Origin of the sequence: Streptococcus mitis (assembly GCF_047462815.1) — a bacterium.
Lineage (GTDB): Bacteria > Bacillota > Bacilli > Lactobacillales > Streptococcaceae > Streptococcus > Streptococcus mitis_DO.
Genome location: NZ_JASHFB010000004.1, coordinates 92,786 through 119,145, shown reverse-complemented (window position 1 = coordinate 119,145; position 26,360 = coordinate 92,786). Strand labels below are relative to the sequence as shown.

At 41.0% G+C, this 26,360-nt stretch carries 26 protein-coding genes; 19 read left to right on the top strand and 7 right to left on the bottom strand.

Features of this window, described 5'->3' with window-relative positions; genetic code table 11:
* Positions 1 to 49: 49 nt before the first annotated feature.
* The gene (locus QM865_RS03450) at positions 50 to 1,216 is read right to left on the bottom strand and encodes a CynX/NimT family MFS transporter (protein ID WP_414306008.1); all 1,167 of its coding nucleotides are present in this window, start codon (positions 1,214 to 1,216) and stop codon (positions 50 to 52) included.
* Between the two features lie 150 nt (positions 1,217 to 1,366).
* On the opposite strand from QM865_RS03450, the gene QM865_RS03445 reads away from it, so the two are divergent.
* The gene (locus tag QM865_RS03445) at positions 1,367 to 2,404 is read left to right on the top strand and encodes a glycosyltransferase family 2 protein (protein ID WP_414306007.1); all 1,038 of its coding nucleotides are present in this window, start codon (positions 1,367 to 1,369) and stop codon (positions 2,402 to 2,404) included.
* A gap of 67 nt (positions 2,405 to 2,471) precedes the next feature.
* Entirely contained in the window at positions 2,472 to 4,322 is a 1,851-nt protein-coding gene (locus QM865_RS03440; protein ID WP_414306006.1) for a polysaccharide biosynthesis protein, read from the top strand.
* 126 nt (positions 4,323 to 4,448) lie between these two features.
* Here QM865_RS03440 and QM865_RS03435 read toward each other — a convergent pair whose 3' ends face one another.
* Genes QM865_RS03435 through sdaAB form a run of 3 tightly spaced genes read right to left on the bottom strand, consistent with a single transcriptional unit; the run spans position 4,449 to position 6,655 of the window.
* Entirely contained in the window at positions 4,449 to 5,081 is a 633-nt protein-coding gene (locus QM865_RS03435; protein ID WP_414306005.1) for an HAD family hydrolase, read from the bottom strand.
* Between the two features lie 21 nt (positions 5,082 to 5,102).
* Positions 5,103 to 5,975, bottom strand: a complete 873-nt coding sequence (gene sdaAA, locus QM865_RS03430; RefSeq protein ID WP_414306004.1) for an L-serine ammonia-lyase, iron-sulfur-dependent, subunit alpha — start codon at positions 5,973 to 5,975, stop codon at positions 5,103 to 5,105.
* Between the two features lie 8 nt (positions 5,976 to 5,983).
* Positions 5,984 to 6,655, bottom strand: coding sequence for an L-serine ammonia-lyase, iron-sulfur-dependent subunit beta (gene sdaAB, locus QM865_RS03425; protein ID WP_261274977.1), 672 nt, complete (start codon positions 6,653 to 6,655; stop codon positions 5,984 to 5,986).
* 240 nt (positions 6,656 to 6,895) lie between these two features.
* Between sdaAB and QM865_RS03420 the strand changes: the two genes are divergently transcribed.
* On the top strand, positions 6,896 to 7,501 hold the full coding sequence (locus QM865_RS03420) for a LysM peptidoglycan-binding domain-containing protein (RefSeq protein WP_414306003.1): 606 nt from the start codon (positions 6,896 to 6,898) through the stop codon (positions 7,499 to 7,501).
* Positions 7,502 to 7,551: 50 nt separating this feature from the next.
* Here the strand turns inward: QM865_RS03420 and QM865_RS03415 are convergent, their stop codons facing one another.
* Complete coding sequence (locus QM865_RS03415; RefSeq protein WP_261053866.1) at positions 7,552 to 8,415, bottom strand: helix-turn-helix transcriptional regulator; 864 nt, start codon at positions 8,413 to 8,415, stop codon at positions 7,552 to 7,554.
* A gap of 207 nt (positions 8,416 to 8,622) precedes the next feature.
* On the opposite strand from QM865_RS03415, the gene QM865_RS03410 reads away from it, so the two are divergent.
* From QM865_RS03410 to mnmG, 12 genes are all read left to right on the top strand, one after another.
* Entirely contained in the window at positions 8,623 to 9,468 is an 846-nt protein-coding gene (locus QM865_RS03410; protein ID WP_265491949.1) for an ABC transporter ATP-binding protein, read from the top strand.
* A gap of 15 nt (positions 9,469 to 9,483) precedes the next feature.
* Positions 9,484 to 10,212: a hypothetical protein gene (locus tag QM865_RS03405; protein WP_265491950.1), complete on the top strand. Its 729-nt coding sequence runs from the start codon at positions 9,484 to 9,486 to the stop codon at positions 10,210 to 10,212.
* Positions 10,213 to 10,714: 502 nt separating this feature from the next.
* Positions 10,715 to 11,302: a hypothetical protein gene (locus tag QM865_RS03400; protein WP_414305074.1), complete on the top strand. Its 588-nt coding sequence runs from the start codon at positions 10,715 to 10,717 to the stop codon at positions 11,300 to 11,302.
* Positions 11,303 to 11,451: 149 nt separating this feature from the next.
* Complete coding sequence (locus QM865_RS03395) at positions 11,452 to 13,560, top strand: bacteriocin-associated integral membrane family protein (protein WP_414306002.1); 2,109 nt, start codon at positions 11,452 to 11,454, stop codon at positions 13,558 to 13,560.
* On the top strand, positions 13,557 to 14,198 hold the full coding sequence (locus tag QM865_RS03390) for an ABC transporter ATP-binding protein (RefSeq protein WP_414306001.1): 642 nt from the start codon (positions 13,557 to 13,559) through the stop codon (positions 14,196 to 14,198). The genes QM865_RS03395 and QM865_RS03390 overlap by 4 nt, the downstream gene beginning before the upstream one ends.
* A gap of 206 nt (positions 14,199 to 14,404) precedes the next feature.
* Positions 14,405 to 15,211 (top strand): ABC transporter substrate-binding protein, encoded by an 807-nt coding sequence (locus tag QM865_RS03385; RefSeq protein ID WP_001038480.1) that lies wholly within the window; start codon positions 14,405 to 14,407, stop codon positions 15,209 to 15,211.
* A gap of 16 nt (positions 15,212 to 15,227) precedes the next feature.
* The gene (locus tag QM865_RS03380) at positions 15,228 to 16,424 is read left to right on the top strand and encodes an argininosuccinate synthase (protein WP_173219442.1); all 1,197 of its coding nucleotides are present in this window, start codon (positions 15,228 to 15,230) and stop codon (positions 16,422 to 16,424) included.
* Positions 16,425 to 16,452: 28 nt separating this feature from the next.
* A complete protein-coding gene (gene argH, locus QM865_RS03375; RefSeq protein WP_414306000.1) occupies positions 16,453 to 17,847 on the top strand; it encodes an argininosuccinate lyase in 1,395 nt (464 codons plus the stop codon).
* The gene (locus QM865_RS03370) at positions 17,828 to 17,980 is read left to right on the top strand and encodes a hypothetical protein (protein ID WP_414306022.1); all 153 of its coding nucleotides are present in this window, start codon (positions 17,828 to 17,830) and stop codon (positions 17,978 to 17,980) included. Before argH ends, QM865_RS03370 begins: the two co-directional genes overlap by 20 nt.
* Positions 17,981 to 18,002: 22 nt before the next feature.
* Positions 18,003 to 19,124, top strand: coding sequence for a tRNA 2-thiouridine(34) synthase MnmA (gene mnmA, locus QM865_RS03365; RefSeq protein WP_001282944.1), 1,122 nt, complete (start codon positions 18,003 to 18,005; stop codon positions 19,122 to 19,124).
* A gap of 140 nt (positions 19,125 to 19,264) precedes the next feature.
* A complete protein-coding gene (locus tag QM865_RS03360; RefSeq protein WP_414305999.1) occupies positions 19,265 to 19,720 on the top strand; it encodes an NUDIX hydrolase in 456 nt (151 codons plus the stop codon).
* 9 nt (positions 19,721 to 19,729) lie between these two features.
* On the top strand, positions 19,730 to 21,643 hold the full coding sequence (gene mnmG, locus QM865_RS03355) for a tRNA uridine-5-carboxymethylaminomethyl(34) synthesis enzyme MnmG (RefSeq protein WP_042751782.1): 1,914 nt from the start codon (positions 19,730 to 19,732) through the stop codon (positions 21,641 to 21,643).
* 38 nt (positions 21,644 to 21,681) lie between these two features.
* Here mnmG and rnjA read toward each other — a convergent pair whose 3' ends face one another.
* Complete coding sequence (gene rnjA / locus QM865_RS03350; protein WP_261012088.1) at positions 21,682 to 23,361, bottom strand: ribonuclease J1; 1,680 nt, start codon at positions 23,359 to 23,361, stop codon at positions 21,682 to 21,684.
* Position 23,362: 1 nt separating this feature from the next.
* Positions 23,363 to 23,596 carry a DNA-dependent RNA polymerase subunit epsilon gene (locus tag QM865_RS03345; RefSeq protein WP_000639575.1) on the bottom strand — a complete coding sequence of 78 codons (234 nt, stop codon included), beginning with the start codon at positions 23,594 to 23,596 and terminating at the stop codon, positions 23,363 to 23,365.
* Between the two features lie 279 nt (positions 23,597 to 23,875).
* On the opposite strand from QM865_RS03345, the gene QM865_RS03340 reads away from it, so the two are divergent.
* The 4 genes from QM865_RS03340 to tsaD all read left to right on the top strand — a co-directional run bounded on the left by QM865_RS03340 (position 23,876) and on the right by tsaD (position 26,313).
* On the top strand, positions 23,876 to 24,091 hold the full coding sequence (locus QM865_RS03340) for a hypothetical protein (protein ID WP_023935522.1): 216 nt from the start codon (positions 23,876 to 23,878) through the stop codon (positions 24,089 to 24,091).
* 104 nt (positions 24,092 to 24,195) lie between these two features.
* On the top strand, positions 24,196 to 24,879 hold the full coding sequence (tsaB, locus tag QM865_RS03335) for a tRNA (adenosine(37)-N6)-threonylcarbamoyltransferase complex dimerization subunit type 1 TsaB (RefSeq protein ID WP_049513052.1): 684 nt from the start codon (positions 24,196 to 24,198) through the stop codon (positions 24,877 to 24,879).
* The gene (rimI, locus tag QM865_RS03330; protein WP_414305998.1) at positions 24,876 to 25,313 is read left to right on the top strand and encodes a ribosomal protein S18-alanine N-acetyltransferase; all 438 of its coding nucleotides are present in this window, start codon (positions 24,876 to 24,878) and stop codon (positions 25,311 to 25,313) included. Before tsaB ends, rimI begins: the two co-directional genes overlap by 4 nt.
* Positions 25,303 to 26,313, top strand: a complete 1,011-nt coding sequence (gene tsaD, locus QM865_RS03325; RefSeq protein WP_414305997.1) for a tRNA (adenosine(37)-N6)-threonylcarbamoyltransferase complex transferase subunit TsaD — start codon at positions 25,303 to 25,305, stop codon at positions 26,311 to 26,313. Before rimI ends, tsaD begins: the two co-directional genes overlap by 11 nt.
* The last annotated feature ends 47 nt before the right edge of the window (positions 26,314 to 26,360 follow it).

Sequence of the window (26,360 nt, the reverse complement as noted above, 5' to 3'; positions counted from 1 at the left end):
AGTCTGGCTTGAAAAGCGTATTTATTTGTGGCAAATCCCAAAAACTTTTTTAGAGGATTTTATCGGCTCTGTCCACTGTAAAGAGGGCCACAGTCATCAGGATATCGACAAGTAAGAGGGCAGCTACAGCTGGTACCCAAGAGTGGAAAAGGTCAAAACTATAGCCAAAGAGAGTCGGCCCAAAGGCTGCTAGGATATAGCCTCCTGTTTGAGATAGACCGGACAATTGGGCTGTCTTTTCAGGAGCGCTTGTCTTGAGTGAAAAATTGACCATGAGATAAGGGAAGAGGGCGCTGGTTGCGGTTCCGATGAGGAGATGGCTGGCAAGCCAGTAAAAGAAATTACCGATAGGGAAAAAGAGCATGGAAATGCCGACCACACCAGCCAGTGAAACCAGAGTGAGCATAAGCTGACGATTGCGAGTAGACAAGCTGGTTGTCAGGCTTGGGATGGTCATTGAAAAAGGAATGCTAATCAGAGAGAAGATAGAAGTCAGCAAGCCAGCTTCGTGACTGGATAGGCCTGCATGGATAGCCATGGTAGGTAGCCAGGTCATAGCAGTGTAAAAGAGCAAGGATTGAAAACCTGCAAAGACAATCACTGCCCAGACCTGTTTATTACGCATAACCTTTGTTTGACTTTTTTGTTTGGTTTGTGGAGCCAGTCTGTGATTATAGCGGTGATTTGGGAGCCAGACCAAAAAAGTTGCTAGACAGAGCAGGGTGAGGAGGATGATAAGTCCTTTCCAAGAACTGGCTTGTGTAATAGGTACAGCCAGATAGGAAGCCAGAGCCGTTGCAATTCCCATAGAGGTTACATATAAGGTGGTCAGAAAACCAATCTTCTTTGGTTGATTGGCTTGGATGAGACTAGGAAGCAGAACATTAATGACTGCGATACTTGCCCCAACCATCAAGGTTCCTAGATAGAGCAGGGGTAGATTGATTAGTCGAATCAGAGAACCGATAGTCAAGAAGAAGAGGCTGTAGGTAAAGAGATGTTCTAAGCCAATTTTCTGAGCCAGTCGGGTAGAAAAGAGCGAGAAGAGAGTAAACATGAGGAGAGGAAGGCTGGTCAGGACACCAAGTGAACTAACTTCTACGCCCAGCCCTTGCGAAATATCTCCCAAAATAATGGGTAAAACAGTAAAAGGAGTCCGCAAGGAAACACCAATTAGGATAATACCTGGAACAAAAAAAAGTGATTGCTTTTTCATATAATACCTCTTCTAACTGATTTTAATAACAGCTTATTTTAAGGCTTTTTCACTATAATGTCAAGTAAGGTTTCTGGCTTTCAAGATAAAAATGGGAAAGTCTTGAAAATTATGATAAAATAGTGGAAGGAAAAATTCAGGAGAGTAGTAGTGACTCAAAATATTGAAAGTCTTCTCGTATCCATTGTAATCAGTGCATACAATGAAGAAAAATATCTGCCTGGTCTAATTGAAGACTTAAAAAATCAAACCTATCCTAAAGAAAATATTGAAATTCTATTTATAAATGCTATGTCTACAGATGGGACAACAGCTATCATTCAGCAATTTATAAAAGAAGACACAGAGTTTAACTCAATCAGATTGTATAACAATCCTAAGAAAAATCAAGCTAGTGGTTTTAATCTGGGTGTTAAACACTCTGTAGGGGACCTTATTTTAAAAATTGATGCTCATTCAAAAGTTACTGAAAGTTTTGTAATAAACAATGTGGCTGTTATTCAACAAGGTGAATCTGTCTGTGGGGGACCTAGACCGACGATTGTTGAAGGAAAGGGAAAATGGGCAGAGACCTTGCATCTTGTTGAGGAAAATATGTTTGGCAGCAGCATTGCCAATTATCGAAATAGTTCCGAGGATAGATATGTTTCTTCTATTTTCCACGGGATGTATAAACGAGAGGTTTTCCAGAAGGTTGGTTTAGTAAATGAGCAACTTGGTCGAACGGAAGATAATGATATTCATTATAGAATTCGAGAACATGGTTATAAAATCCGCTATAGCCCAAGTATTCTATCTTATCAGTATATTCGACCAACATTCAAGAAAATGCTGCATCAAAAGTATTCAAATGGTTTGTGGATTGGCTTGACAAGTCATGTTCAGCCTAAGTGTTTATCATTATTTCACTATGTTCCTTGTTTATTTGTTTTGAGTCTTGTGTTTAGTCTAGCATTGTTACCGATCACATTCGTATTCATAACTTTACTATTAGGTGCCTATTTTCTACTTTTATTATTACTCACTTTGCTAACTTTATTAAAACATAAAAATGGATTTCTAATTGTGATGCCCTTTCTTTTATTTTTCATTCACTTTGCTTATGGCCTTGGGACGATTGTAGGTTTAATTAGAGGATTTAAATGGAAGAAAGAGTACAAGGGAACAGTAATTTATTTGGAAAAATAAGCCAAATAAATTAAAATGTGCTACAATAACAATATAGTAAAACTCTTTTAAGGAGGAGTAAATTTCTATGAATAAAAAACTCACAGATTATGTCATTGATCTGGTGGAAATTTTAAATAAACAACAAAAACAGGTCTTCTGGGGCATATTTGATATTTTCAGTATGGTGGTTTCCATCATTGTATCCTATATTTTATTCTACGGATTGATTAATCCAGCACCTGTTGACTACATTATCTATACGAGTTTGGCCTTCCTGCTCTATCAATTGATGATTGGATTTTGGGGGTTGAACGCTAGTATCAGCCGTTACAGCAAGATTACGGACTTTATGAAAATCTTTTTTGGGGTGACTGCGAGCAGTGTTTTGTCTTATGGAATCTGCTATGCCTTCTTGCCACTCTTTTCAATCCGTTTCATTATTCTTTTTATATTGTTGAGTACCTTCTTGATTTTATTGCCACGGATTACTTGGCAGTTAATCTACTCTAAACGCAAAAAAGGCAGTGGTGATGGTGAACATCGTCGTACCTTCTTGATTGGTGCTGGCGATGGTGGAGCCCTCTTTATGAACAGCTACCAACACCCAACCAGTGATTTGGAACTTGTCGGTATTTTGGATAATGATGAAAAGAAAAAAGGTCAAAAACTCGGTGGTATCCCTGTTTTGGGCTCTTATGATAATCTGCCTGAATTAGCCAAACGCCATCAAATAGAGCGTGTTATTGTTGCGATTCCGTCGCTTGATCCGTCAGAGTATGAACGTATCCTGCAAATGTGTAATAAACTGGGTGTCAAATGTTACAAGATGCCTAAGGTTGAAACAGTTGTTCAGGGACTTCACCAAGCGGGTGGAGGCTTCCAGAAGATTGATATCACAGACCTTTTGGGCCGTCAGGAAATTCGTCTTGACGAATCGCGTCTAGGAGCAGAACTTACTGGAAAAACAATCTTGGTTACAGGTGCTGGTGGTTCAATCGGTTCGGAAATTTGTCGCCAAGTTAGTCGCTTCAATCCTGAACGTATTGTCTTGCTCGGTCATGGGGAAAATTCAATCTACCTTGTTTATCATGAATTAATTCGTAAGTTCCAAGGGATTGATTATGTACCAGTGATCGCAGATATTCAGGACTATGACCGTCTGTTGCAAGTCTTCGAGCAGTACAAGCCTGCTATTGTTTATCATGCGGCTGCCCACAAGCACGTTCCTATGATGGAACGTAATCCAAAAGAAGCCTTCAAAAACAATATCCGTGGAACCTACAATGTAGCTAGGGCTGTTGATGAAGCCAAGGTGCCTAAGATGGTTATGATTTCGACGGATAAGGCGGTCAATCCACCTAATGTTATGGGAGCAACTAAGCGCGTGGCTGAGTTGATTGTCACTGGCTTTAACCAACGTAGCCAATCGACCTACTGTGCGGTTCGTTTTGGGAATGTTCTTGGTAGTCGTGGTAGTGTCATTCCCGTCTTTGAACGTCAGATTGCTGAAGGTGGGCCTGTAACGGTGACAGACTTCCGCATGACCCGTTACTTTATGACCATTCCAGAAGCTAGTCGTCTGGTCATCCATGCTGGTGCTTATGCTAAAGATGGAGAAGTCTTTATCCTTGATATGGGCAAACCAGTCAAGATTTATGACTTGGCCAAGAAAATGGTTCTTTTAAGTGGACACACCGAAAGTGAAATTCCAATCGTTGAAGTTGGAATCCGTCCAGGTGAAAAACTCTACGAAGAACTTTTGGTATCAACCGAACTTGTTGATAATCAGGTTATGGATAAGATTTTCGTTGGTAAGGTTAATGTCATGCCTCTAGAAGCTATCGACCAAAAAATTGAAGAGTTCCGCACTCTCAGTGGAGATGAGTTGAAGCAAGCCATTATCGCCTTTGCTAATCAAACTACTCACGTTGAGTAAAAAAATCTTTAAAATCAGAAAAACGCATATTATCAGGTCTGAATGAACCTTGGTAATATGCGTTTTGTTATGTAGAGATTGCCCCATTTTCTTCTGAAATGGAGTTTTTGCCCAGTATCCGTTATATTATTGAAAATACTCCAAAACTTCTAAGGGTTTGTGGGCGATATAATCAGGCTGATAGTTGAGCAAATCTGCTTGCTCTCTAAATCCCCAAGTGACGGCCAATTTCTGAATGCCTGTTTCTTGAGCCCCTAGCATATCAAACTTGGTATCACCGATGATGATAGCCTGTTCAGGGGCTAGTTGATGTGCCTGCAAGGCTTGGCGAATGACATCTGCTTTATGGGGTGCTTCAGGGCTAGAACCATAAATGCCCTCAAAGAAATGATGGATTCCCAAATTTTTAGTCATATCCTGAGCGGTTGGAGTATTCTTTGTAGTGGTGATGTAGAGAGGATAATTGCTTGATAATTCCTCAAGCAATTCTACAATCTGAGGGAAGAGCTGAGCTTCATGGATGCCTTTTTCCTTATAGTAAGAACGGTATATCTGCACAGCCTCAGAGATTTGTTCTTTGGGAAGGCAGGTCGCAAAACTACTTTCAAGGGGTGGTCCCATAAAACCACGAATCGTTTTGGCATCAGGGCTAGGCACCCCTAGCTCCTTGAAGGTATGGGTAAAGGCATTGTGAATCCCGCTAGAACTATCAACGAGGGTTCCATCCAGATCAAAAAAGATAGCTGAGATAGAGGTCATAGTTTCTCCTATTTGATAAGCTTATTCTCCGAAAATTTCTTTTTGGAGGCGACGACCAGTTGGGGTGGCAGCGAGTCCACCTTCAGCTGTTTCACGAAAGGCAGTTGGCATGCTTGCTCCTACTTGGTACATGGCATCGATAACCTCATCCACAGGGATTTTAGATTCGATGCCTGCCAAGGCCATGTCTGCTGCGATAAAGGCAAAGCTAGCTCCCATGGCATTGCGTTTGACACAGGGAACTTCGACCAAGCCGGCAACAGGGTCACAGATGAGGCCCAGCATATTTTTAATGACAAAGGCAATGGCTTGACTGGCCTGATAAGGCGTCCCACCAGCAGCTAGCGTCAAGGCAGCGGCACTCATAGCAGAGGCAGAGCCGACTTCGGCCTGACAGCCACCTTCAGCACCCGAGATAGAGGCGTTATTTGCGATGACTAGTCCAAAGGCACCAGCAGCAAAGAGGAAATCCAGCTGTTGCTCGTGGCTGAGGTCTAATTTTTCAATAGCAGCAGTTAGAACGGAAGGCAGACAGCCAGCACTTCCTGCGGTCGGAGTGGCACAAACCAAGCCCATTTTAGCATTGTGTTCATTGACTGCAATGGCATTTCGGGCAGCAGAGAGTATCGTGTAATCTGATAGAGTTTTTCCGTTTTTGATGTAGTGATCCAATTTGGCAGCATCTCCACCTGTCAGGCCACTACGAGATTTATTTTCATTGAGGCCGAGTTGGACAGAGGCTTTCATGACTTCCAGATTGCGTTCCATGAGAAGGAGAATTTCTTCACGTTCACGACCGGTCAATTCAAACTCTGTTGTAATCATGAGTTCTGCGACATTTCCCTGAAAGTCCAGTTCTGCTTGCTCGACCAATTCTTTGATAGAATAAAACATGCTTCCTCCTATTTAAAGAAATTGACATTGTGGAGATGAGGGATTTTTCGAATTTCTTCGATGGCCTCATCACAGTTGCGACTGTCGACTTCGATAATCATAATGGCTTTTTCACCAGCTTTTTCACGAGTAACGTTCATCTGGGCGATATTGATACCATAGCGTGAAAGTGACTCTGTTACGAGGGCAATCATACCTGGAATATCTTGATGAACGATAATGATAGTCGGTGTATTCATATTGAGAGAGACGGCAAAGCCATTGAGTTCGGTGACCTGAATATTCCCTCCACCGATAGAAATACCAGTCACGCTGATAGTCTTGTGGGCATTTTTGACGGTAATTTTAGTGGTGTTTGGGTGAGGAGCATTGCTGTCTTTCTGAATAGTCCAGACAATCTTGATGCCACGCTTGTGGGCAATTTCCAGACTGTTTGGAATTTCAGGATCATCTGTATCCATGCCTAAAATACCAGCAACAAGGGCTAGGTCTGTCCCGTGGCCACGATAAGTCTTGGCAAATGAGTTAAATAGTTGGAATTCGACTTCTGTCGGAGTATCATCAAAAATGGAAGAGACAATCTTCCCAATACGAACAGCACCAGCGGTATGGCTACTAGATGGGCCAATCATAACTGGTCCGATGATATCAAAGACAGATTGAAAACGAAGTGATTTCATCAGTTTCCCCTTATAAAAATTCTTATCTCTATTATATCAAAGAATGAAGGTCTTGGCTTTAATTGTGGATGAAAACCTTTTTACACTACAAATAGCATAAAAATAGTATCTTTTATGACAAAAAATAGCTTATTTAGGGAAATAAAAAATAATTTTGTAATATTTCTACATAAAAGTGTCAAGAAACAGTAATATTTAAAGGGTATGATAGTACTATAGAAAGAAGGAGAATTTTCGAATATGAAATCAACAACTAAAAAGATTAAAACAACTCTTGCAGGAGTAGCTGCCTTGTTTGCAGTATTTGCTCCATCATTTGTAGCTGCTCAAGAATCATCAACTTACACTGTTAAAGAAGGTGATACACTTTCAGAAATCGCTGAAACTCACAACACAACAGTTGAGAAATTGGCAGAAAACAACCACATTGACAACATCCATATGATTTATGTTGGTCAAGAGTTGGTTATCGACGGTCCAGCAGCGCCAGTAGCACCAGCTTCAACGACTTATGCAGCACCAGCTGCTCAAGATGAAACTGTTTCAGTTCCAGCAGCAGAAACTACAGAAGTAGAGGAGGAAACTCCAGTAGCAGAAGAAACGGTTGCTTCAACTGTAAGCGGATCTGAAGCAGAAGCTAAAGAATGGATCGCTCAAAAAGAATCAGGCGGTAGCTACACAGCTACAAACGGACGTTATATCGGACGTTACCAATTGACAGATTCATACTTGAACGGTGACTACTCAGCTGAAAACCAAGAACGTGTAGCAGATGCCTATGTTGCAGGACGTTACGGTTCATGGACAGCCGCTAAAAACTTCTGGCTTAATAACGGCTGGTATTAAGAAATAACGAACAGAATAATATGAAAAGGTCGAGGAAATCCCTCGACTTTTTATATTTCTTTCGGTTGATAATAGGTCTCTACTTCTTTTTTGAGATGAGACAGCATAGAAGTTTCCTCGGTCAGCTCTAGAAGTGAGAAACCTTTTTGGATAAGTCTAGCCTCATCCCTACAAATCCCGATACGGACATAGCAGATAGCAAGCCTATCGTAGCTTTTCTTGTTCTTAGCGTCCTCTAGTAAAGTATAGCAGATTTGTTGACACATGTTTTTGTCTTGATGGTATAAGTAAATGGTGGACAGATTGAGTAGGATTGCCATTCGTAAGTCATATAAATGTTGGTAGTTTTTATAGACTTCCAAGCGTTGCAAGATTTTTCCAGTGATGAGATGGAGGTGTTCAATAGGAAAGCTGAAAAGGATGGTATTGAGGATTTTTAGGTCATTTTCATACCATGTATCTTGTTTTTCAATTTTTTCCCAAAGTTTTTTGACAATCTGTTTCACTTGGTCTGACAGTTGCTCTGTACCATGTTGACGGATATGAATGACAACTTCAAGCATATCCCTGATTTCTTCTATAGGTAGGTCGTGGCGGGTTTTGAGATAGTCTTGGCATTTTTGAAATAGTTTTTCGAGTTCACTAGTCCCTAGGGTTGAGCTCATATTGAGATAGGTTTGCATGATTTCTGTTCGTTGGCTCGGTTGATAGAGGTGGCAGATATAGTCAAACTCTTCAAAACTCATATTGATTTGCCGGAGAAGAAACTCCATATTTTCATATTTGGGAGTTACTTTACCACTTTCAATTTTTGATAAGCTGGTTCTTGAGAGAACCTCCCCACAGACCTCTTCTTGGGTCAATCCTTTTGACTCACGTATTTCTTTATAGACTTTTCCGAAATCATAACGCATGGGCTTTCTCCTTTTTGTGAAAAAAGTTAACAAATAATAAAATCCTATTAAAAATATTGTATCATAGTAATATAAAAAGTAAAAAAGAAAGCTAAAATAATGTGTGAAAAAAGTTAACTAATTTTAAAATAGAGTAAAGAAGAGGTATACTATATTATATCAGGACAAGTTATTTAATTCTAAAAGATATTAATGGAGGAATAAAAAATGGAAGTTATAAATGTAAGTAAGCATTATGGTCATTCAATCATTCTCAAAGATATAAATTTTGCACTTAACAAGGGTGAAATTGTTGGTCTAGTAGGGAGAAATGGAGTTGGTAAGAGTACGTTGATGAAAATTCTTGTTCAGAATAATCAACCGACTTCAGGGAATATTATAAGTAGTGATAATGTTGGGTATTTAATCGAAGAACCAAAATTATTTTTATCTAAAACAGGTTTTGAGAATTTAAAATATTTGTCAAATTTATATGGTGTTGACTACAATCAAGAAAGATTTGGAAGTTTGATCCAAGAGTTAGATTTGAGTCAGTCTATTAATAAAAAAGTAAAGACCTATTCTTTGGGTACAAAACAAAAATTAGCTTTGCTTCTAACTCTTGTTACGGAACCTGATATATTGATTTTAGATGAACCGACTAATGGTTTAGATATTGAATCATCACAAATAGTTTTAGCGGTTCTAAACAATTTAGCTTTACATGAAAATGTGGGAATTTTAATATCGAGTCATAAATTAGAAGATATTGAAGAAATTTGTGAAAGGGTTCTTTTCTTGGAGAACGGGCTGTTGACATTTCAAAAAGTAGGAAAAGATAGTCATAATTGCTTGTTTGAGATAGCTTTTTCATCAGCTACAGATAGAGACATTTTCATTACCAAACAAGAATTTGGGGATATTGTTCAGGAAGAGGGACTGAGAATTACTATGTCTGGGAATATTCAAAGTAGTGAGCTTTTTAAATTTTTTAACGAAAACTCTATTAAAGTAGTTGATTTTGAAACTAAAAAAGAGACGCTTAAAGATATTTATCTAAATCGTTCAAAATAAAGGAAGGTTATAATCATGAAATTAAATAAATTGAATTTTCTTAAGGAAAATATAAGAGATTTATATTCATCAGGCGTAATATATCTCGGTTTGATTATCTCGTTTATACCGCCGATATTGGTTACATTCTTTATTCTAAAGACTCAAGGGACATCGCTTGGTATTAAGCATATTTCAAACTTTTATGCTATGCTCGGTATGTTAATGGCTGTTATACATGCTAATCGAGTCATTAGTAGAGATTTTTCCCACAATACGATAAGTTTGTTTTATAATCAACAGAAGAATCGGATGATTTACGTCTTGTCTAATTTTCTATATGCCATCTCAGTTTCCATTATTTATGCTTTGAATGGCATTGTGCTACTAGTCATCGTAAGTAAATTGGGTGTTCCAGGTGATTTAGGATTAGATTTTATAGTAGCCATTGTAGTCAATACAATTTTGTTAGTCCTATTTTATTTTCTATTATCTTACATTTTCTATTTATACAAATTGAAAAGTGGCTTGGTATTTGGTATTTTAGTAGCTTTACTACTCTTTATCCCTAATATATTAAATACGATTATGATGAATACTAGTAATGATTTGTTTATCAAAGCAATTGAACTTCTTCCTTTTTATTCCTTACCTGTATTTGTGGCTTCAAATACGATGTCTATTAGTCAGTATCTTGTGGTAATCACTACAATCATTTTATTGTATTTTTTCACTCTCAAGAAAAGCAAGGAGTATTCATTTTAGTTTCATTTAGTATTATTTACCGTCTCAAAATCTAGCAAAAAATAAAAAGATGTTGCGCTGACTAAAGAAAATTAGAATGTATAACAGAGGTAAACAGATAATTGTAGGGGAATTAAGCCTTCTATTGATGAGCATGAATTTTCTTATAACATTATCCAACAAACTGACCTATGAAACTTCAAAAATTCAAAAACCACACGGTATTCCTTTCAACTTGATTGTATTCAAGACTGAAACTACTTGAAAATATTTAATATTTTTCTTTAATTACTTGACAGGTTATATATGTTGATTTATAATATAGGTAAAATAGGGATTGTGTAAGCGTTAACAAATACAATACCCTTAACTTTGTATTCAGCAAAGAATTATGATGCAGCTAGAAAAGAAAGAATTCTAGCTTGATACAATGTCACCAGTTTTATTTAAAGTTGTTATGGAACTATTTTCAAAATAGATAGGCCTCTGTTTTAGGCGGAAAAGTTAATCAGGAGGTTAAGTGATGAACTACAATGTAAAATATCTCTTATCAGGAATATTTATTATAGTCTTTATAGGTTTTCTAGTCTGGATGCGTTATTTTAATCAGAGGAAGGAAGAAGAGCATTCGGATATGTCTTTTGAAGCGAGATTAGACAGTGAGGTTAAGACATTATATAAACAACTAGGATTGGGTGAGGAGCCTCACTATTTCTTAGCTTATCGTTACCTACATCCCTGGTTTAATTTGGCGATTTTACCACCAACAGTTGAAATTTTCTTAACTAAAATAGCGCTGGTGATGGTGACTCCAGATGAACTACTGATAAGAAATCTTGGGAATGGGATGACTTTCACAAGTGAGCACCATCGTGATTTGCGACAAGGACTTATCCGCATTCCAAAATCAGAGATGAAAGAATTTGAGATTCGCAACTGGAAAAGAGTTTTTATATTTGGCGATTTTTTGACAATTAAAACAAGCCAACATAGCTATTATTTGCAGGTTAGAGATGATGGACTTCAAAAAGGAAGTCTTTCTACCAAACACTTCTCCGACTTGAAACGACAAGATTTTCTCGGATTATTGACAGATAAACGGACATTTTGATAGACGATTGCTCAAAAAACTAACCTCTAAACATTCAAAAACCACACAGTGTTTTCAGCCTTGAACACAATTAAGCTGAGAGAATCACTGTGTGGCTTTATTGGAAAGTTAGTTTTTCCCAGTTTCGTCTCTTCACGGGAGGTATCTCTATGAAAAAAATCAGTCATCTTTGTATGCTCCTGCTCTTGCTGTGTACTACGTTTTTTGTCTTGAATGTAAATGTTACACGAGAAATAGTGCGGATTCAGGAGATGGGTAAGACAACTTATTCATTTGACTTGTACTTGAAAGATGTCACTAAACCGACAGAAACGATTCTCCAATTTTTTGAAGAGGTTGCAAGCCAAGACAAGGTCTCTATTATCAAAGTAGATAATGGCGATGAGGTCGTCAAGGCTGGTGTTTTTGATAAGGAAACCTTCCCCTATCAGGAGTTCGGTCTGACTTCTCTTGATTTTTCAAAGAATGAGAAGGGAGTCTACAGCAACCAGGATCTTCCCAATAATCTAGGAACCATTCCCACCTTTTTAAAGGTGAAACTCATTCGACTCCAGACCTTCCAATCCTATATTGAGGATAAATCCCATACTGTAAATGGACGCTACATGATTACCTCCAGCAAAGAGATAGATCGCGATACCATTCTACAAAAGTGGAGCGATTTTTTCAAGATAGACCAGGCTACCTTGCTAGAGCCGACCTACAAAAGTGCAGTGGAAGTCATAAATCGAGATTTGCTTTTATCTGCCATTGTTTTTGTCTTGGCTATTTTGCTTCTTGTGTTAGTGACAGTGTATCAACCGATGATGGAGATGAAACGAGTGGGGGTTCAAAAGTTACTTGGTTTCCAAAGCAGGGCGATTTTAGCTGGTTTTGTAAAGACTAATTTTTATCTTCTCTTGGGTGGAAGTCTTATCATTGACTTGGGACTATTTTTAGTGCTGGACTACAGACCAAAACTTCTGTTCCCAAGTTTACTCTTATCCCAATTTCTGCTTTTACAGTTGTATTTGTTCATCAGTTGGCTGACCTACCTGATGATTCAGAAAATGACAGTCAGCTCCATGTTGAAAGGTTTTTCATCTGTCAAACTTGGTCTTATCTTCAATTATGTGATGAAAATAGGGACAACTATTTTACTGACGGCCTTACTGATTGGGGTGGGCAGAAGTTTAGAACAAGAAAACAAAGAACTTGCTTATCAGCAACAGTGGGTAAGCCAAGGAAATTACCTGACCTTAGAAACCTTCAAACTCAATGATAACCTGTGGCAAGAAGAGCTAGCAGGTTCAGGGAAATCTACAGATTATTTCTACCAATTTTATCAAGACTTGCTAGCAAAAACACAAGTAAACTATGTGCGAAGTACGAGTCTTCCTATCAAACCAGTCATCAAAGCTGAACAAGTGCAGAACTACCAACTGCCTGATAAGGTAGATGTTTACTATGCTAATAGCAATTTTCTAAAGAGCAAGGGATTCAAGTTACCAGATACCGGCACTAAAAAGGTGATTTTGTTGCCAATCAGTGACAAAGGACAAGAAGGCAAGAATCAGTTCTTGGGAAAATCCATCGCCTATCTTTCTCTGAGGTATGAAGATCAGCAAAAGCAAAGGATAGAAGATATGGATGTAGAAATTGCCTACTATGAAGGAGATTGGTCTTTCTTCCCTTATAATAATGAGCGAAAGGAAAATCTCCACAATCCAATCATTAGTCTGGTAAATGATCAAGACATGATGTGGGAAGAAAAGACTCACTTGTCAACGACAGGTTTAAACAACCCGATGAAAATTGAAAATACAGAACAAAATCAAAAAGTGATTACAGAGTTAGTCGATAACTTATCTGATGGTAGCTATTTAAAATTTTCATCGATTCAAGCAATTCAAGAGGGTATGGTTGATACCTATCGGGATTCTGTTCGTAATTTTAACGTTCTTTTTGCCTTATTTGCTCTTCTCAGTATGATTGTCTCCTACTTTTTACTCGTTACCACTTTCTTGTTGAAGCGCAGGGATATCATTACCAAGAAGTTTATGGGGTGGAAACTGGTCGATCGCTACCGCCCTCTCCTCGTTCTGCTCTTGCTGGGCTATAGTTTGCCTCTTCTAGTATTGATTTTCTTTGCCCATGCGCTCCTGCCACTTCTACTGTTTGCAGGTTTTACATGTTTGGATATACTATTTGTGCTAGCCTTGGCTTCTAAGATGGAGAAAAAAAGTCTAGTAGAGTTATTGAAAGGGGGCATCTTATGATTGAGTTGGAAAATATTACCAAAACCATTGGAGGAAAAGTGATTTTGGATCACTTGTCTCTCAGGATTGATCAGGGGGATTTGGTAGCCATTGTTGGAAAAAGTGGTAGTGGTAAGTCGACCTTGTTAAATTTATTAGGTTTGATAGATGGTGATTATAGCGGACGGTATGAGATTTTTGGTCAGACAAATCTAGCGGTCAATTCTGCTAAGTCGCAAACAATAATCCGTGAACATATCTCTTATCTGTTTCAAAATTTTGCCCTGATTGATGATGAAACGGTCGAGTACAATCTCATGCTGGCGCTGAAATATGTAAAATTGTCTAAGAAAGACAAGCTCAAAAAGGTGGAAGAGATTTTAGAGAGAGTAGGTTTGTCAGCTACTTTGCATCAAAAGGTCTCCGAGTTGTCTGGTGGCGAACAACAACGAATTGCAGTTGCTAGAGCCATCTTAAAACCCAGCCAGCTGATTTTAGCCGATGAACCAACAGGTTCTCTGGATCCTGAAAATAGAGATTTGGTCTTGAAGTTTCTCTTAGAGATGAATCGCGAGGGGAAAACAGTTATTATTGTGACCCACGATGCTTATGTAGCCCAACAATGTCATCGTATCATTGAATTGGGCGAGGGGGAATGAGTCCGTTCAGCTCATTTTAACTGACTGAATACTCATGCTTTCCAGAGAGAAATAGCATAAATACGCCTAGGAATGACATTTTTATGTAGTATTTCTAGGTTTTTTTGTTTCAAATTGAAAAATTTTTCAATTTAGGCTTGACAAACGATGAGGATAGGAGTATTATTTATACAACCAAAAAGAATAAACATAAAGGAGGCTTTGTTATGAATAAGATGAAGAAGGTGTTGATGACGATGTTTGGTTTAGTGATGCTCCCCCTACTATTTGCTTGTAGTAACAATCAATCGGCTGGAATTGAAGCCATCAAGTCCAAAGGAAAATTGGTTGTAGCCCTCAATCCAGATTTTGCTCCATTTGAATACCAAAAAGTGGTTGATGGGAAAAATCAGATTGTGGGTTCAGATATCGAATTAGCCAAGGCTATCGCAACAGAACTAGGTGTCGAATTGGAACTATCTCCCATGAGTTTTGACAATGTACTGGCTAGTGTTCAATCAGGAAAAGCCGATCTTGCCATATCAGGTGTTTCTAAGACAGATGAACGGAGTAAGGTGTTCGATTTTTCAACTCCCTACTATACTTCAAAAAATAAGCTCATTGTCAAAAAATCTGATTTAGCCACTTATCAGTCTGTCAACGACTTAGCGCAGAAAAAGGTCGGAGCGCAGAAAGGTTCTATTCAAGAGACGATGGCGAAAGATTTGCTACAAAATTCTTCCCTCGTATCTCTGCCTAAAAATGGGAATTTAATCACAGATTTAAAATCAGGGCAAGTGGATGCCGTTATCTTTGAAGAACCTGTTGCCAAGGGATTTGTGGAAAATAATCCTGATTTAGCAATCGCAGACCTCAATTTTGAAAAAGAGCAAGATGATTCCTACGCGGTCGCCATGAAAAAAGATAGCAAGGAATTGAAAGAGGCAGTCGATAAAACCATTCAAAAGTTGAAGGAGTCTGGGGAATTAGACAAACTCATTGAGGATGCCTTTAAAGCATCCATTGAAAAATAGAAAGAAGGAAAAGAATATGAGTAAAGAAAAAGTAATTTTGGCCTATTCTGGCGGTTTGGACACATCAGTTGCTATTACATGGTTAAAGAAAGATTATGATGTTGTTGCAGTTTGTATGGATGTGGGTGAAGGGAAAGACTTGGATTTCATCCATGATAAGGCTCTCAAGGTTGGGGCAGTCGAATCTTATGTCATTGATGTTAAGGACGAATTTGCTACAGATTATGTGCTAGTGGCTCTTCAGTCACATGCCTACTATGAACAAAAGTATCCCTTGGTATCTGCCTTGAGCCGCCCTCTTATTTCTAAAAAATTGGTTGAAATAGCGCATCAGACAGGAGCGACTACAATTGCTCATGGTTGTACAGGTAAGGGGAATGACCAAGTACGTTTTGAAGTATCGATTGCAGCCTTGGATCCCAATTTAAAAGTGATTGCGCCAGTTCGTGAATGGAAATGGTCTCGAGAGGAAGAAATTCATTATGCCAAGGAAAATGGGGTACCTGTTCCTGCTGACCTTGACAATCCCTACTCTGTCGACCAAAATCTTTGGGGACGTGCCAATGAGTGTGGTATTTTGGAAAATCCATGGAATCAGGCTCCAGAAGAAGCCTTTGGCATCACAACTTCTCCAGAGCAAGCTCCAGATACGCCAGAATACATTGATATTGAGTTTAGTGAAGGTGTTCCAGTTTCCCTCAATGGAGAAGGGCTAAAATTGGCAGATTTGATTCAAAAACTCAATGAAATAGCTGGAAAACATGGGGTCGGACGAATTGACCACGTGGAAAATCGCTTGGTGGGGATTAAATCAAGAGAAATCTATGAATGCCCAGGGGCAGTAACCTTGCTGACAGCTCATAAGGAAATTGAGGACTTGACGCTTGTGAGAGAAGTGGCTCATTTTAAACCAATCATAGAAAATGAATTATCAAATCTCATTTATAATGCTTTGTGGTTTAGTCCAGCTACACAAGCCTTGATTGCTTATATTAAAGAGACTCAAAAAGTTGTCAATGGGACTGCAAAAGTCAAACTCTATAAGGGAAGTGCTCAGGTCGTAGCTCGGAAATCACCAAATTCTCTTTACGATGAAAATTTGGCGACGTATACCAGTGCAGATACCTTTGACCAAGATGCAGCTGTTGGCTTTATTAAGTTGTGGGGACTTCCAACCAAGGTTCATTCTGAGGTTCAAAAAAGCGCCAAATAGGACGATTGGATAGAGAGGTGGATGTGATATGGCTAAGAATACAAAATTATGGGGTGGTCGCTTTGAAGGTACTGTCGAAGACTGGGTAGAGCGCTTTGGTGCGAGTATATCTTTTGACCAGAAATTAGCTAAATTTGATTTGATTGGTTCTTTAGCCCACGTTCAGATGTTGGGTCAGACGGGCATTTTGAGTTTGAAGGAGTCAGAAAAGATTCAAGCAGGCTTGAAAGAGCTTTCAAAAGAGCTAGAGGCAGGCCAACTTGACTTTGATATCGCAAACGAAGATATTCATATGAATATGGAAGTGTTGCTGACAGAAAAAATTGGCCCCCTTGCAGGGAAGTTACATACGGCTCGTTCTCGAAATGACCAAGTTGCGACAGATATGCACTTATATCTCAAGGAACAACTAGACCATGTCCTAGATAAACTGGCTCATCTCAAGGGTGTTTTATTAGACTTGGCGGAAAATCATGTGGAGACAATCATGCCGGGTTATACCCATCTGCAACATGCCCAGCCTATTAGTTTTGCCCACCACCTGATGGCTTACTACAATATGTTTCAGAGAGACAGTGAACGTTTTGAATTTAACCAGAAGCATACAGACCTATGCCCTCTAGGTGCGGCAGCTTTGGCAGGGACGACTTTTCCCATTGATCGCCAATTGTCTAGCGATTTGCTGGAGTTTAAGCAACCTTATACAAATTCTTTGGATGCTGTTAGTGACCGTGATTTTATCTTAGAATTTCTATCCAATGCCAGTATACTCATGATGCATATGAGTCGTTTTTGTGAAGAAATGATCAATTGGTGTAGCTTTGAGTACCAATTCATTACCTTGTCAGATACGTTTACAACAGGTTCCTCTATTATGCCCCAAAAGAAAAATCCAGATATGGCTGAGTTGATTCGAGGAAAGACTGGCAGAGTTTATGGGAATCTGTTTGGACTATTGACAGTCATGAAGTCCTTGCCTTTAGCTTATAATAAGGATCTGCAAGAGGATAAGGAAGGAATGTTTGATACGGTCGAAACGATTTTAAATTCCCTTGATGTATTGGCAGGTATGTTATTCAGCTTGCAGGTAAACAAGGAAAAAATGCAAGAGTCGACAGAGAAGGACTTTTCAAATGCGACTGAGTTAGCAGATTATTTGGCAGGGAAAGGTTTGCCATTTAGAGAAGCTCATGAGATTGTGGGAAGATTAGTGCTAGACTCTATCAAATCTGCTAAAAATATTCAAGATTGGACTTTGGAGGAATTACAAACCTATCATTCCCTCATTGCTGAGGATATCTATGTCTACTTGCAACCTAAAACTGCGGTTCAAAGACGAAATTCCTTGGGAGGTACAGGATTTGACCAAGTGAAATACCAAATTGCAGTTGCTAAGAAAGCGAATGAAGCTAAAAAATGCTAGATTGATAGGTTCAGAACAAGAGGTTGGCAGATTATCAGCCTCTTTCTTGTCTTCTCTAACCAAGCATGTTATAATGAATACTGCTCAAGCGACCTTCAATCGTGAAGCACACACGACCTTCAATCGTGAATAAACGAATAGATGGGAGACTTACCATGAGTGATAACTCTAAAACACGTGTTGTCGTGGGGATGAGTGGTGGTGTTGATTCGTCGGTGACGGCTCTTTTGCTCAAGGAGCAGGGCTACGATGTGATCGGTATCTTCATGAAGAACTGGGATGACACAGATGAAAACGGCGTCTGTACGGCGACCGAAGATTATAAGGATGTGGCTGCGGTGGCAGACCAGATTGGCATTCCTTACTACTCTGTCAACTTTGAAAAAGAGTACTGGGACCGCGTTTTTGAGTATTTCCTAGCGGAATACCGTGCAGGGCGCACGCCAAATCCAGACGTTATGTGTAACAAGGAAATCAAGTTCAAGGCCTTTTTGGATTATGCCATGACCTTGGGTGCAGACTATGTAGCGACTGGGCATTATGCCCGAGTGGCGCGTGATGAGGATGGCATCGTTCACATGCTTCGTGGCGTGGACAATGGCAAGGATCAGACCTATTTCCTCAGCCAACTGTCGCAAGAACAACTTCAAAAAACCATGTTCCCTCTGGGGCATTTGGAAAAGCCTGAAGTTCGCAGACTAGCAGAAGAAGCAGGTCTTGCGACTGCTAAGAAGAAAGACTCGACAGGGATTTGCTTTATCGGAGAAAAGAACTTTAAAAACTTCCTCAGCAACTATCTGCCAGCTCAGCCTGGTCGCATGATGACTGTAGATGGTCGCGATATGGGTGAGCATGCAGGCCTGATGTACTATACAATCGGTCAGCGTGGCGGTCTCGGTATCGGTGGGCAACACGGTGGTGACAATGCCCCTTGGTTCGTTGTCGGAAAAGACCTAAGCAAGAATATTCTCTATGTAGGCCAAGGTTTCTACCATGATTCGCTCATGTCAACCAGCCTAGAGGCCAGTCAAGTCCACTTTACTCGTGACATGCCAGAGGAATTTACGCTAGAATGCACAGCAAAATTTCGCTACCGTCAGCCTGATTCGAAGGTGACCGTCCATGTCAAAGGAGATAAGGCAGAGGTTATCTTTGCAGAACCGCAACGCGCGATTACACCAGGACAGGCAGTTGTCTTTTACGATGGCGAAGAGTGTCTCGGTGGCGGTTTGATTGACAATGCTTACCGCGATGGACAAGTTTGTCAGTACATTTAGATTGACAAATTTTCTCAATTTGCTACAATAATAAAAGCAATAGAAATGATGGTCAAAGCTCATGGATGTTGCAGGCTTTTTTGTCCTGCACTTCTTTGGAGTTTTGACTGTTTTTGTGTCGTTTAAGGGAAAGGATAAAAATGACTCAACAAGACTTTCGAACAAAAGTAGACAATACGGTTTTTGGAGTTCGGGCGACAGCCTTGATTGTCCAAAATCGTAAGCTCCTAGTTACCAAAGAAAAGGGAAAGTATTATACTATCGGCGGTGCAATTCAAGTCAATGAAAGCACGGAAGACGCGGTAGTTCGTGAAGTGAAGGAAGAACTGGGTGTCAAAGCTCAAGCTGGGCAACTAGCTTTCGTGGTTGAAAATCGTTTTGAACAGGACGGTGTTTCCTATCACAATATCGAGTTTCATTATCTGGTGGATTTGCTTGAGGATGCCCCATTGACCATGCAGGAAGATGAGAAAACGCAACCCTGTGAATGGATTGACATAGACAAGCTTGAGGGTATCAATCTAGTTCCAGCCTTTTTAAAAACAGCCCTACTAGATTGGGACGGCCAACTAAGACACATTCATCTTGAGGAATAGGAGAGAAATATGACTTATAATTTTACTGAAGAATACGATATTATTGTAATCGGTGCGGGACACGCTGGGGTCGAGGCTTCCTTGGCCGCTAGCCGTATGGGTTGTAAGGTTTTGCTTGCGACTATCAACATTGAAATGCTGGCTTTCATGCCTTGTAATCCTTCTATCGGTGGTTCTGCCAAGGGAATTGTCGTGCGTGAAGTTGATGCACTTGGTGGTGAAATGGCCAAAACCATTGACAAGACTTACATCCAGATGAAGATGCTTAACACAGGGAAGGGGCCAGCTGTCCGTGCCCTTCGTGCGCAGGCTGACAAGGAGCTTTACTCTAAGGAGATGCGCAAGACGGTTGAAAATCAAGAAAATCTGACCCTTCGTCAGACCATGATTGATGAGATTTTGGTTGAAGACGGCAAGGTTGTCGGTGTTCGTACAGCGACCCATCAAGAATATGCTGCTAAGGCCGTTATCGTGACGACAGGGACAGCCCTTCGTGGGGAAATTATTATTGGAGACCTTAAGTATTCATCAGGTCCTAACCACAGCTTGGCTTCTATTAACCTTGCTGACAATCTTAAGGAATTAGGACTCGAAATTGGTCGTTTCAAGACAGGAACACCTCCACGTGTCAAGGCTTCTTCTATCAATTACGACGTGACAGAGATTCAGCCAGGGGACGAAGCGCCAAATCACTTCTCATATACTTCGCGTGATGAGGACTATGTCAAGGATCAAGTGCCATGCTGGTTGACCTACACCAATGGTACCAGCCATGAAATTATCCAAAATAACCTCCACCGTGCTCCTATGTTTACAGGTGTGGTCAAGGGAGTGGGGCCTCGTTACTGTCCGTCGATTGAGGACAAGATTGTGCGCTTTGCGGATAAGGAACGCCACCAACTCTTCCTTGAGCCAGAAGGGCGCAATACTGAGGAAGTCTATGTTCAAGGACTTTCAACCAGTCTACCTGAGGATGTGCAACGTGAACTTGTTCATTCTATCAAAGGTTTGGAAAATGCAGAGATGATGCGGACAGGTTATGCCATTGAGTATGATATGGTCTTGCCTCACCAGTTGCGTGCGACTCTGGAAACCAAGAAAATCTCCGGACTTTTCACTGCTGGTCAGACTAATGGAACGTCAGGTTACGAAGAGGCAGCAGGCCAAGGGATTATCGCTGGGATCAATGCGGCTCTGAAAGTCCAAGGCAAGCCTGAATTGATTTTGAAGCGCAGTGACGGTTATATCGGGGTGATGATTGACGATTTGGTGACCAAGGGAACCATTGAACCTTACCGTCTCTTGACCAGCCGTGCTGAATACCGTCTCATTCTCCGTCATGACAATGCTGATATGCGTTTGACTGAGATGGGACGCGAGATTGGACTTGTGGATGATGAACGCTGGGCTCGTTTTGAAATCAAGAAAAATCAATTTGACAATGAGATGAAGCGCCTAGACAGTATCAAGCTCAAGCCAGTCAAGGAAACCAATGCCAAGGTTGAGGAGATGGGCTTCAAGCCGTTGACCGATGCAGTGACAGCCAAGGAATTCCTTCGTCGTCCAGAAGTTTCTTATCAAGATGTGGTTGCCTTTATCGGACCAGCTGCAGAGGACTTGGATGACAAGATTATCGAATTGATTGAAACAGAAATCAAGTACGAAGGCTATATTTCCAAAGCCATGGACCAGGTTGCTAAGATGAAACGCATGGAAGAAAAACGTATTCCAGCCAATATTGACTGGGATGACATTGATTCTATCGCAACCGAAGCCCGTCAGAAGTTCAAACTCATCAATCCAGAAACCATCGGCCAAGCCAGCCGTATTTCGGGAGTAAACCCAGCAGATATTTCTATTTTGATGGTATATTTGGAAGGTAAAAATCGTAGTATTTCTAAGAATCAAGAAAAGAAAGCATAGAGAAAAACAGCTCCGAAAATCGGGGCTGTTTTCTTGCTTTATTCTTCATCTGGTGTGAGGATCATCGGGATGATGATCGGTTCACGTTCTGTATTTTCATAGAGGAAGGGGCGAATTGCGTTGACAATGGCACCATTGACAGATTGCACGCTAGCGTCCTTGTTTTTCAGTGCGATACGAATGGCATTGAAAAGGATACGCTGACTTTGACGAATCAAGTCTCCAGACTCTCTCATGTAGACAAAACCTCGGCTGAGGATATCTGGACCAGATAGAATCATCTGCGACTTGAAATCAACAGTTGCGACTGCCAGAACGACACCGTCTTCAGATAGATCACGACGATCCTTGAGGACAGCAGCACCGATTTCACCGATACGATTTCCATCGACATAGATGTCTTGGGCGTTGAAATGACCTGCGATACGAGCTGAATCAGCAGTAAGGGCAAGCACGTCACCATTGCTCATGATAAAGATATTGTCCTTCTCAACACCAGTATCTACCGCTAGTCCAGCGTGGACTTTTTGCATGCGGTATTCACCGTGGACAGGCATGAAGTATTTTGGCTTAATCAAGCGGAGCATGAGTTTTTGCTCTTGCTGGCCACCGTGTCCAGATGTATGGATATTGTTCACTTTACCGTGGATAACTTCGACACCAGCTTCAGAAATGATGTTAATCAGCTTGTTGACGCTAGTAGTGTTTCCAGGGATTGGACTTGAAGAGAAGATGACCGTATCGCCTGGTTGGAGTTGCACCTGACGGTGGGTTCCGTTGGCGATACGAGAGAGGGCGGCCATCGGCTCACCCTGACTACCTGTACAGAGGATCAGAATTTCTCCTGCAGGGTAGTCTTTGATTTCATTTGGCTCGATAAAGGTTCCCTTAGGAGCTTTGATGTAGCCAAGATCAATTCCGTTGACAATGGCCTTTTCCATAGAACGACCAAAGACCGCAATCTTACGCCCAGTCTTAACAGCAGCTTCTGTTGCTTGTTGGAGACGGAAGATATTTGAGGCAAAGGATGCAAAGATGATACGTCCTTCGATGCCTTGGATAATCTTCATGATGGACTGACCAACGACTTTTTCAGAGTTGGTAAAGGTTGGAATTTCTGCATTTGTCGAGTCAGACAGGAGACAGAGCACGCCTTCTTCACCAAGAGCTGCCATACGGTGCAAGTCTGCTGGTTCACCAACTGGTGTTAAGTCAAACTTGAAGTCACCTGTACAGACAATTTTCCCTTGAGGAGTATGAATGACAATCCCCAAAGGCTCTGGAATAGAGTGAGTCGTTCTAAAGAAAGTTGCCTTGAGATTTTTAAAGGTCAACTCAGTGTTGTGGTTGATTTCGTAAAGTTTGGCGTTGCGCAAGAGGCCGTGTTCTTCGAGTTTTCCACGGATCAAAGCCAAGGCAAGCGGTCCAGCGTAGATAGGGACATTTGCTTGCTTGAGCAGGAATGGAATCCCACCGATGTGGTCCTCGTGTCCGTGTGTGATTAAGACAGCCTTGACGCGGTCGATATTGTCCACGATGTATGAGTAATCAGGAATGACGTAGTCGATACCAAGCAAATCATCTTCTGGGAATTTAATCCCAGCATCTACGATGATAATCTCGTCTTGGTATTCAATTCCGTATGTGTTTTTCCCGATTTCCCCCAGACCACCGATAGCAAAAACGCCGACTTCTTCAGGTTTAAGAGTATAGGCCATATTAGAACTCCGTGATTTCGAAGGCGCCAGTTTCTTTTTCGTAATCTAGCAATTTGTCAGACAAGCGTTCGATATACTCGATGTTGTACTCTGGGCGATTTTCTTCGACAAGTTGGCGAGCAGCGATGCGACCCTCAAGTTCTGAGCTGGCATCGATGTCTAGGTAAAGTGCGCGTGTTGTTTCACGGCGTGGGCTACGTTCTTTTGTTTCTTGATAAAAAACTTTGTAAATCATATAGTTCCTTTCTATTTTACAGGTCAGCTTATTCCAAACTTTTAGCATAGATTTGTTTGATTTCATTCCATTTTGTGTCTAGATTGACCTTGATTCGTTACAATTATTTCAATTATACCACAAAATGAAAAATTAGTAAAAGACGGAAACGAGAAAGTCACAGGACGATTCGTCGAGTAAACGCTTGCAAAAAAACAAAAATGTGTTATATTGATAATGGAAGTGAAATTTATTGCTTGTCATAATTCCATATAGTTTTTAAGTCAAGGAGGTTGCCCTATGTATAACTTATTTGCTTTTGCTATCGGAGCTCGCTTGGTAGCTTTTATCGTTTTTGTTGCTTGTGTTTATGGAGGGAATCTTCTATTTGCCAAACTCGAACGCCGACAAACCAAGTTCTTGTGGAAAATTACCTTTGTGACTCTCTACTCGCTTTTTCTCCTCCTCGTAACCTATGTCGTTTGGTTTGTATTTTACTTTGGATTAAATGCTTAGATGCCCTGCTCATGCTGGGGATTTTTTGTTTGGGGGCAAAGAAAATTCCCATGTGCCAGCTTTTGTAGTATAATAGTAAGCAGACAAAAAGATAGGAATGTGTTATGAAAGTATTAGCTTTTGATACGTCCAGCAAGGCTCTTTCTCTCGCTATTTTAGAGGACAAGCAGGTTCTTGCCGAGACGACGATTAATATTAAGAAAAATCACAGTATTACCCTTATGCCTGCCATCGATTTTTTGATGGCAAGTTTGGACTGGACGCCCAAGGATTTGGACCGAATCGTGGTGGCGGAAGGACCAGGTAGCTACACAGGCTTGCGAATTGCGGTAGCAACTGCCAAGACTTTGGCTCATACTCTGAACATTGAGTTAGTTGGTATGTCTAGCCTCTTGGCTCTGGTGCCCTACCAACAAGAAGGCCTGTTCGTTCCTTTGATGGATGCGCGTCGCAACAATGTTTATGCAGGATTTTATGAAAATGCCAAACCTGTCATGCCAGAAGCACACCTGCCTTTTGAGCGAGTCATCGAGCTAATCAAGGGTGCTAGTCAGGTAACCTTTGTCGGAGAAGTTGGCCCCTTTGTTGAGCAGATTCAAGAACACTTGCCAAGGACTAATTTCAAAGAAACATTGCCTAATGCAGCTAATCTAGCTCTTTTGGCTTGGGACAAGGAAGCAGACTCCTTGCATGATTTTGTGCCGAATTACCTCAAACGAGTCGAGGCTGAGGAAAACTGGCTCAAGAACCATACCGAGTCTGGTGAGTCCTACATTAAGCGCCTATGATAGAAATCAAACGAATCCAACAGCAACCTGACTTGGCTCAAGCCATCTACGCTGTGATGGCAGCTGTTTACCCAGTCAGTCCTTGGACGTTGGAACAAATCCAAGCAGACCTGTCCCAAGACCAGACTTGGTATGCTCTAGCTTATGATGGAACAGAAGTGATTGGCTTTCTAGCTGTGCAGGAGAATTTTTTTGAAGCAGAAGTCCTGCAAATCGCTGTCAAGCAAACCTATCAGGGGCAGGGGATTGCCTCGACCTTGTTTACTCAATTGCCGACAGATAAGGAGATTTTCCTTGAAGTCAGAAAGTCAAATCACCGAGCGCAAGCATTTTACAAGAAAGAAAAGATGGCAGTCATCGCTGAGCGAAAGGCTTACTACCATGACCCAGTCGAGGACGCCATTATCATGAAGAGAGAAATAGATGAAGGATAGATATATTTTAGCATTTGAGACATCCTGTGATGAGACCAGTGTCGCCGTCTTGAAAAACGACGATGAGCTCTTGTCCAATGTCATTGCTAGTCAAATTGAGAGTCACAAACGTTTTGGGGGCGTAGTGCCCGAAGTAGCCAGTCGTCACCATGTCGAGGTCATTACAGCCTGTATCGAGGAGGCTCTGGCAGAAGCAGAGATTACAGAAGAGGACGTGACAGCTGTGGCTGTTACCTATGGACCAGGCTTGGTCGGAGCCTTGCTAGTTGGCTTGTCAGCTGCTAAGGCCTTTTCTTGGGCACATGGACTTCCACTTATCCCTGTTAACCACATGGCTGGTCACCTCATGGCAGCTCAAAGTGTAGAGCCTTTGGAGTTTCCCTTGCTAGCCCTCTTGGTCAGTGGTGGACACACAGAGTTGGTTTATGTTTCTGAGGCTGGTGACTACAAGATTGTTGGGGAAACGCGAGATGACGCGGTTGGTGAGGCCTATGATAAGGTTGGCCGTGTCATGGGCTTGACCTATCCTGCTGGTCGTGAGATTGACGAGCTGGCTCATCAGGGGCAGGATATTTATGACTTTCCTCGTGCCATGATTAAGGAAGATAATCTGGAGTTTTCATTCTCAGGTTTGAAATCGGCCTTTATCAATCTTCACCACAATGCCGAGCAAAAGGGAGAAATCTTGTCCACAGAGGACTTGTGTGCTTCCTTCCAAGCAGCTGTCCTAGATATTCTTATGGCTAAAACCAAGAAGGCTTTGGAGAAATACCCTGTTAAAACCCTTGTTGTGGCAGGTGGGGTAGCAGCCAATAAAGGCCTCAGAGAACGCCTGGCGGCTGAAATTGCAGATGTCAATGTCATCATTCCACCTCTGCGCCTCTGCGGAGATAATGCAGGTATGATTGCCTATGCCAGTGTCAGCGAGTGGAACAAAGAAAACTTTGCAAGCTTGGGTCTCAATGCCAAACCAAGTCTCGCTTTTGATACGATGGAATAAAATGGAGTCAGTTTAAGGCTGGCTTTTTTGTCCTCTTAAATGTCAGA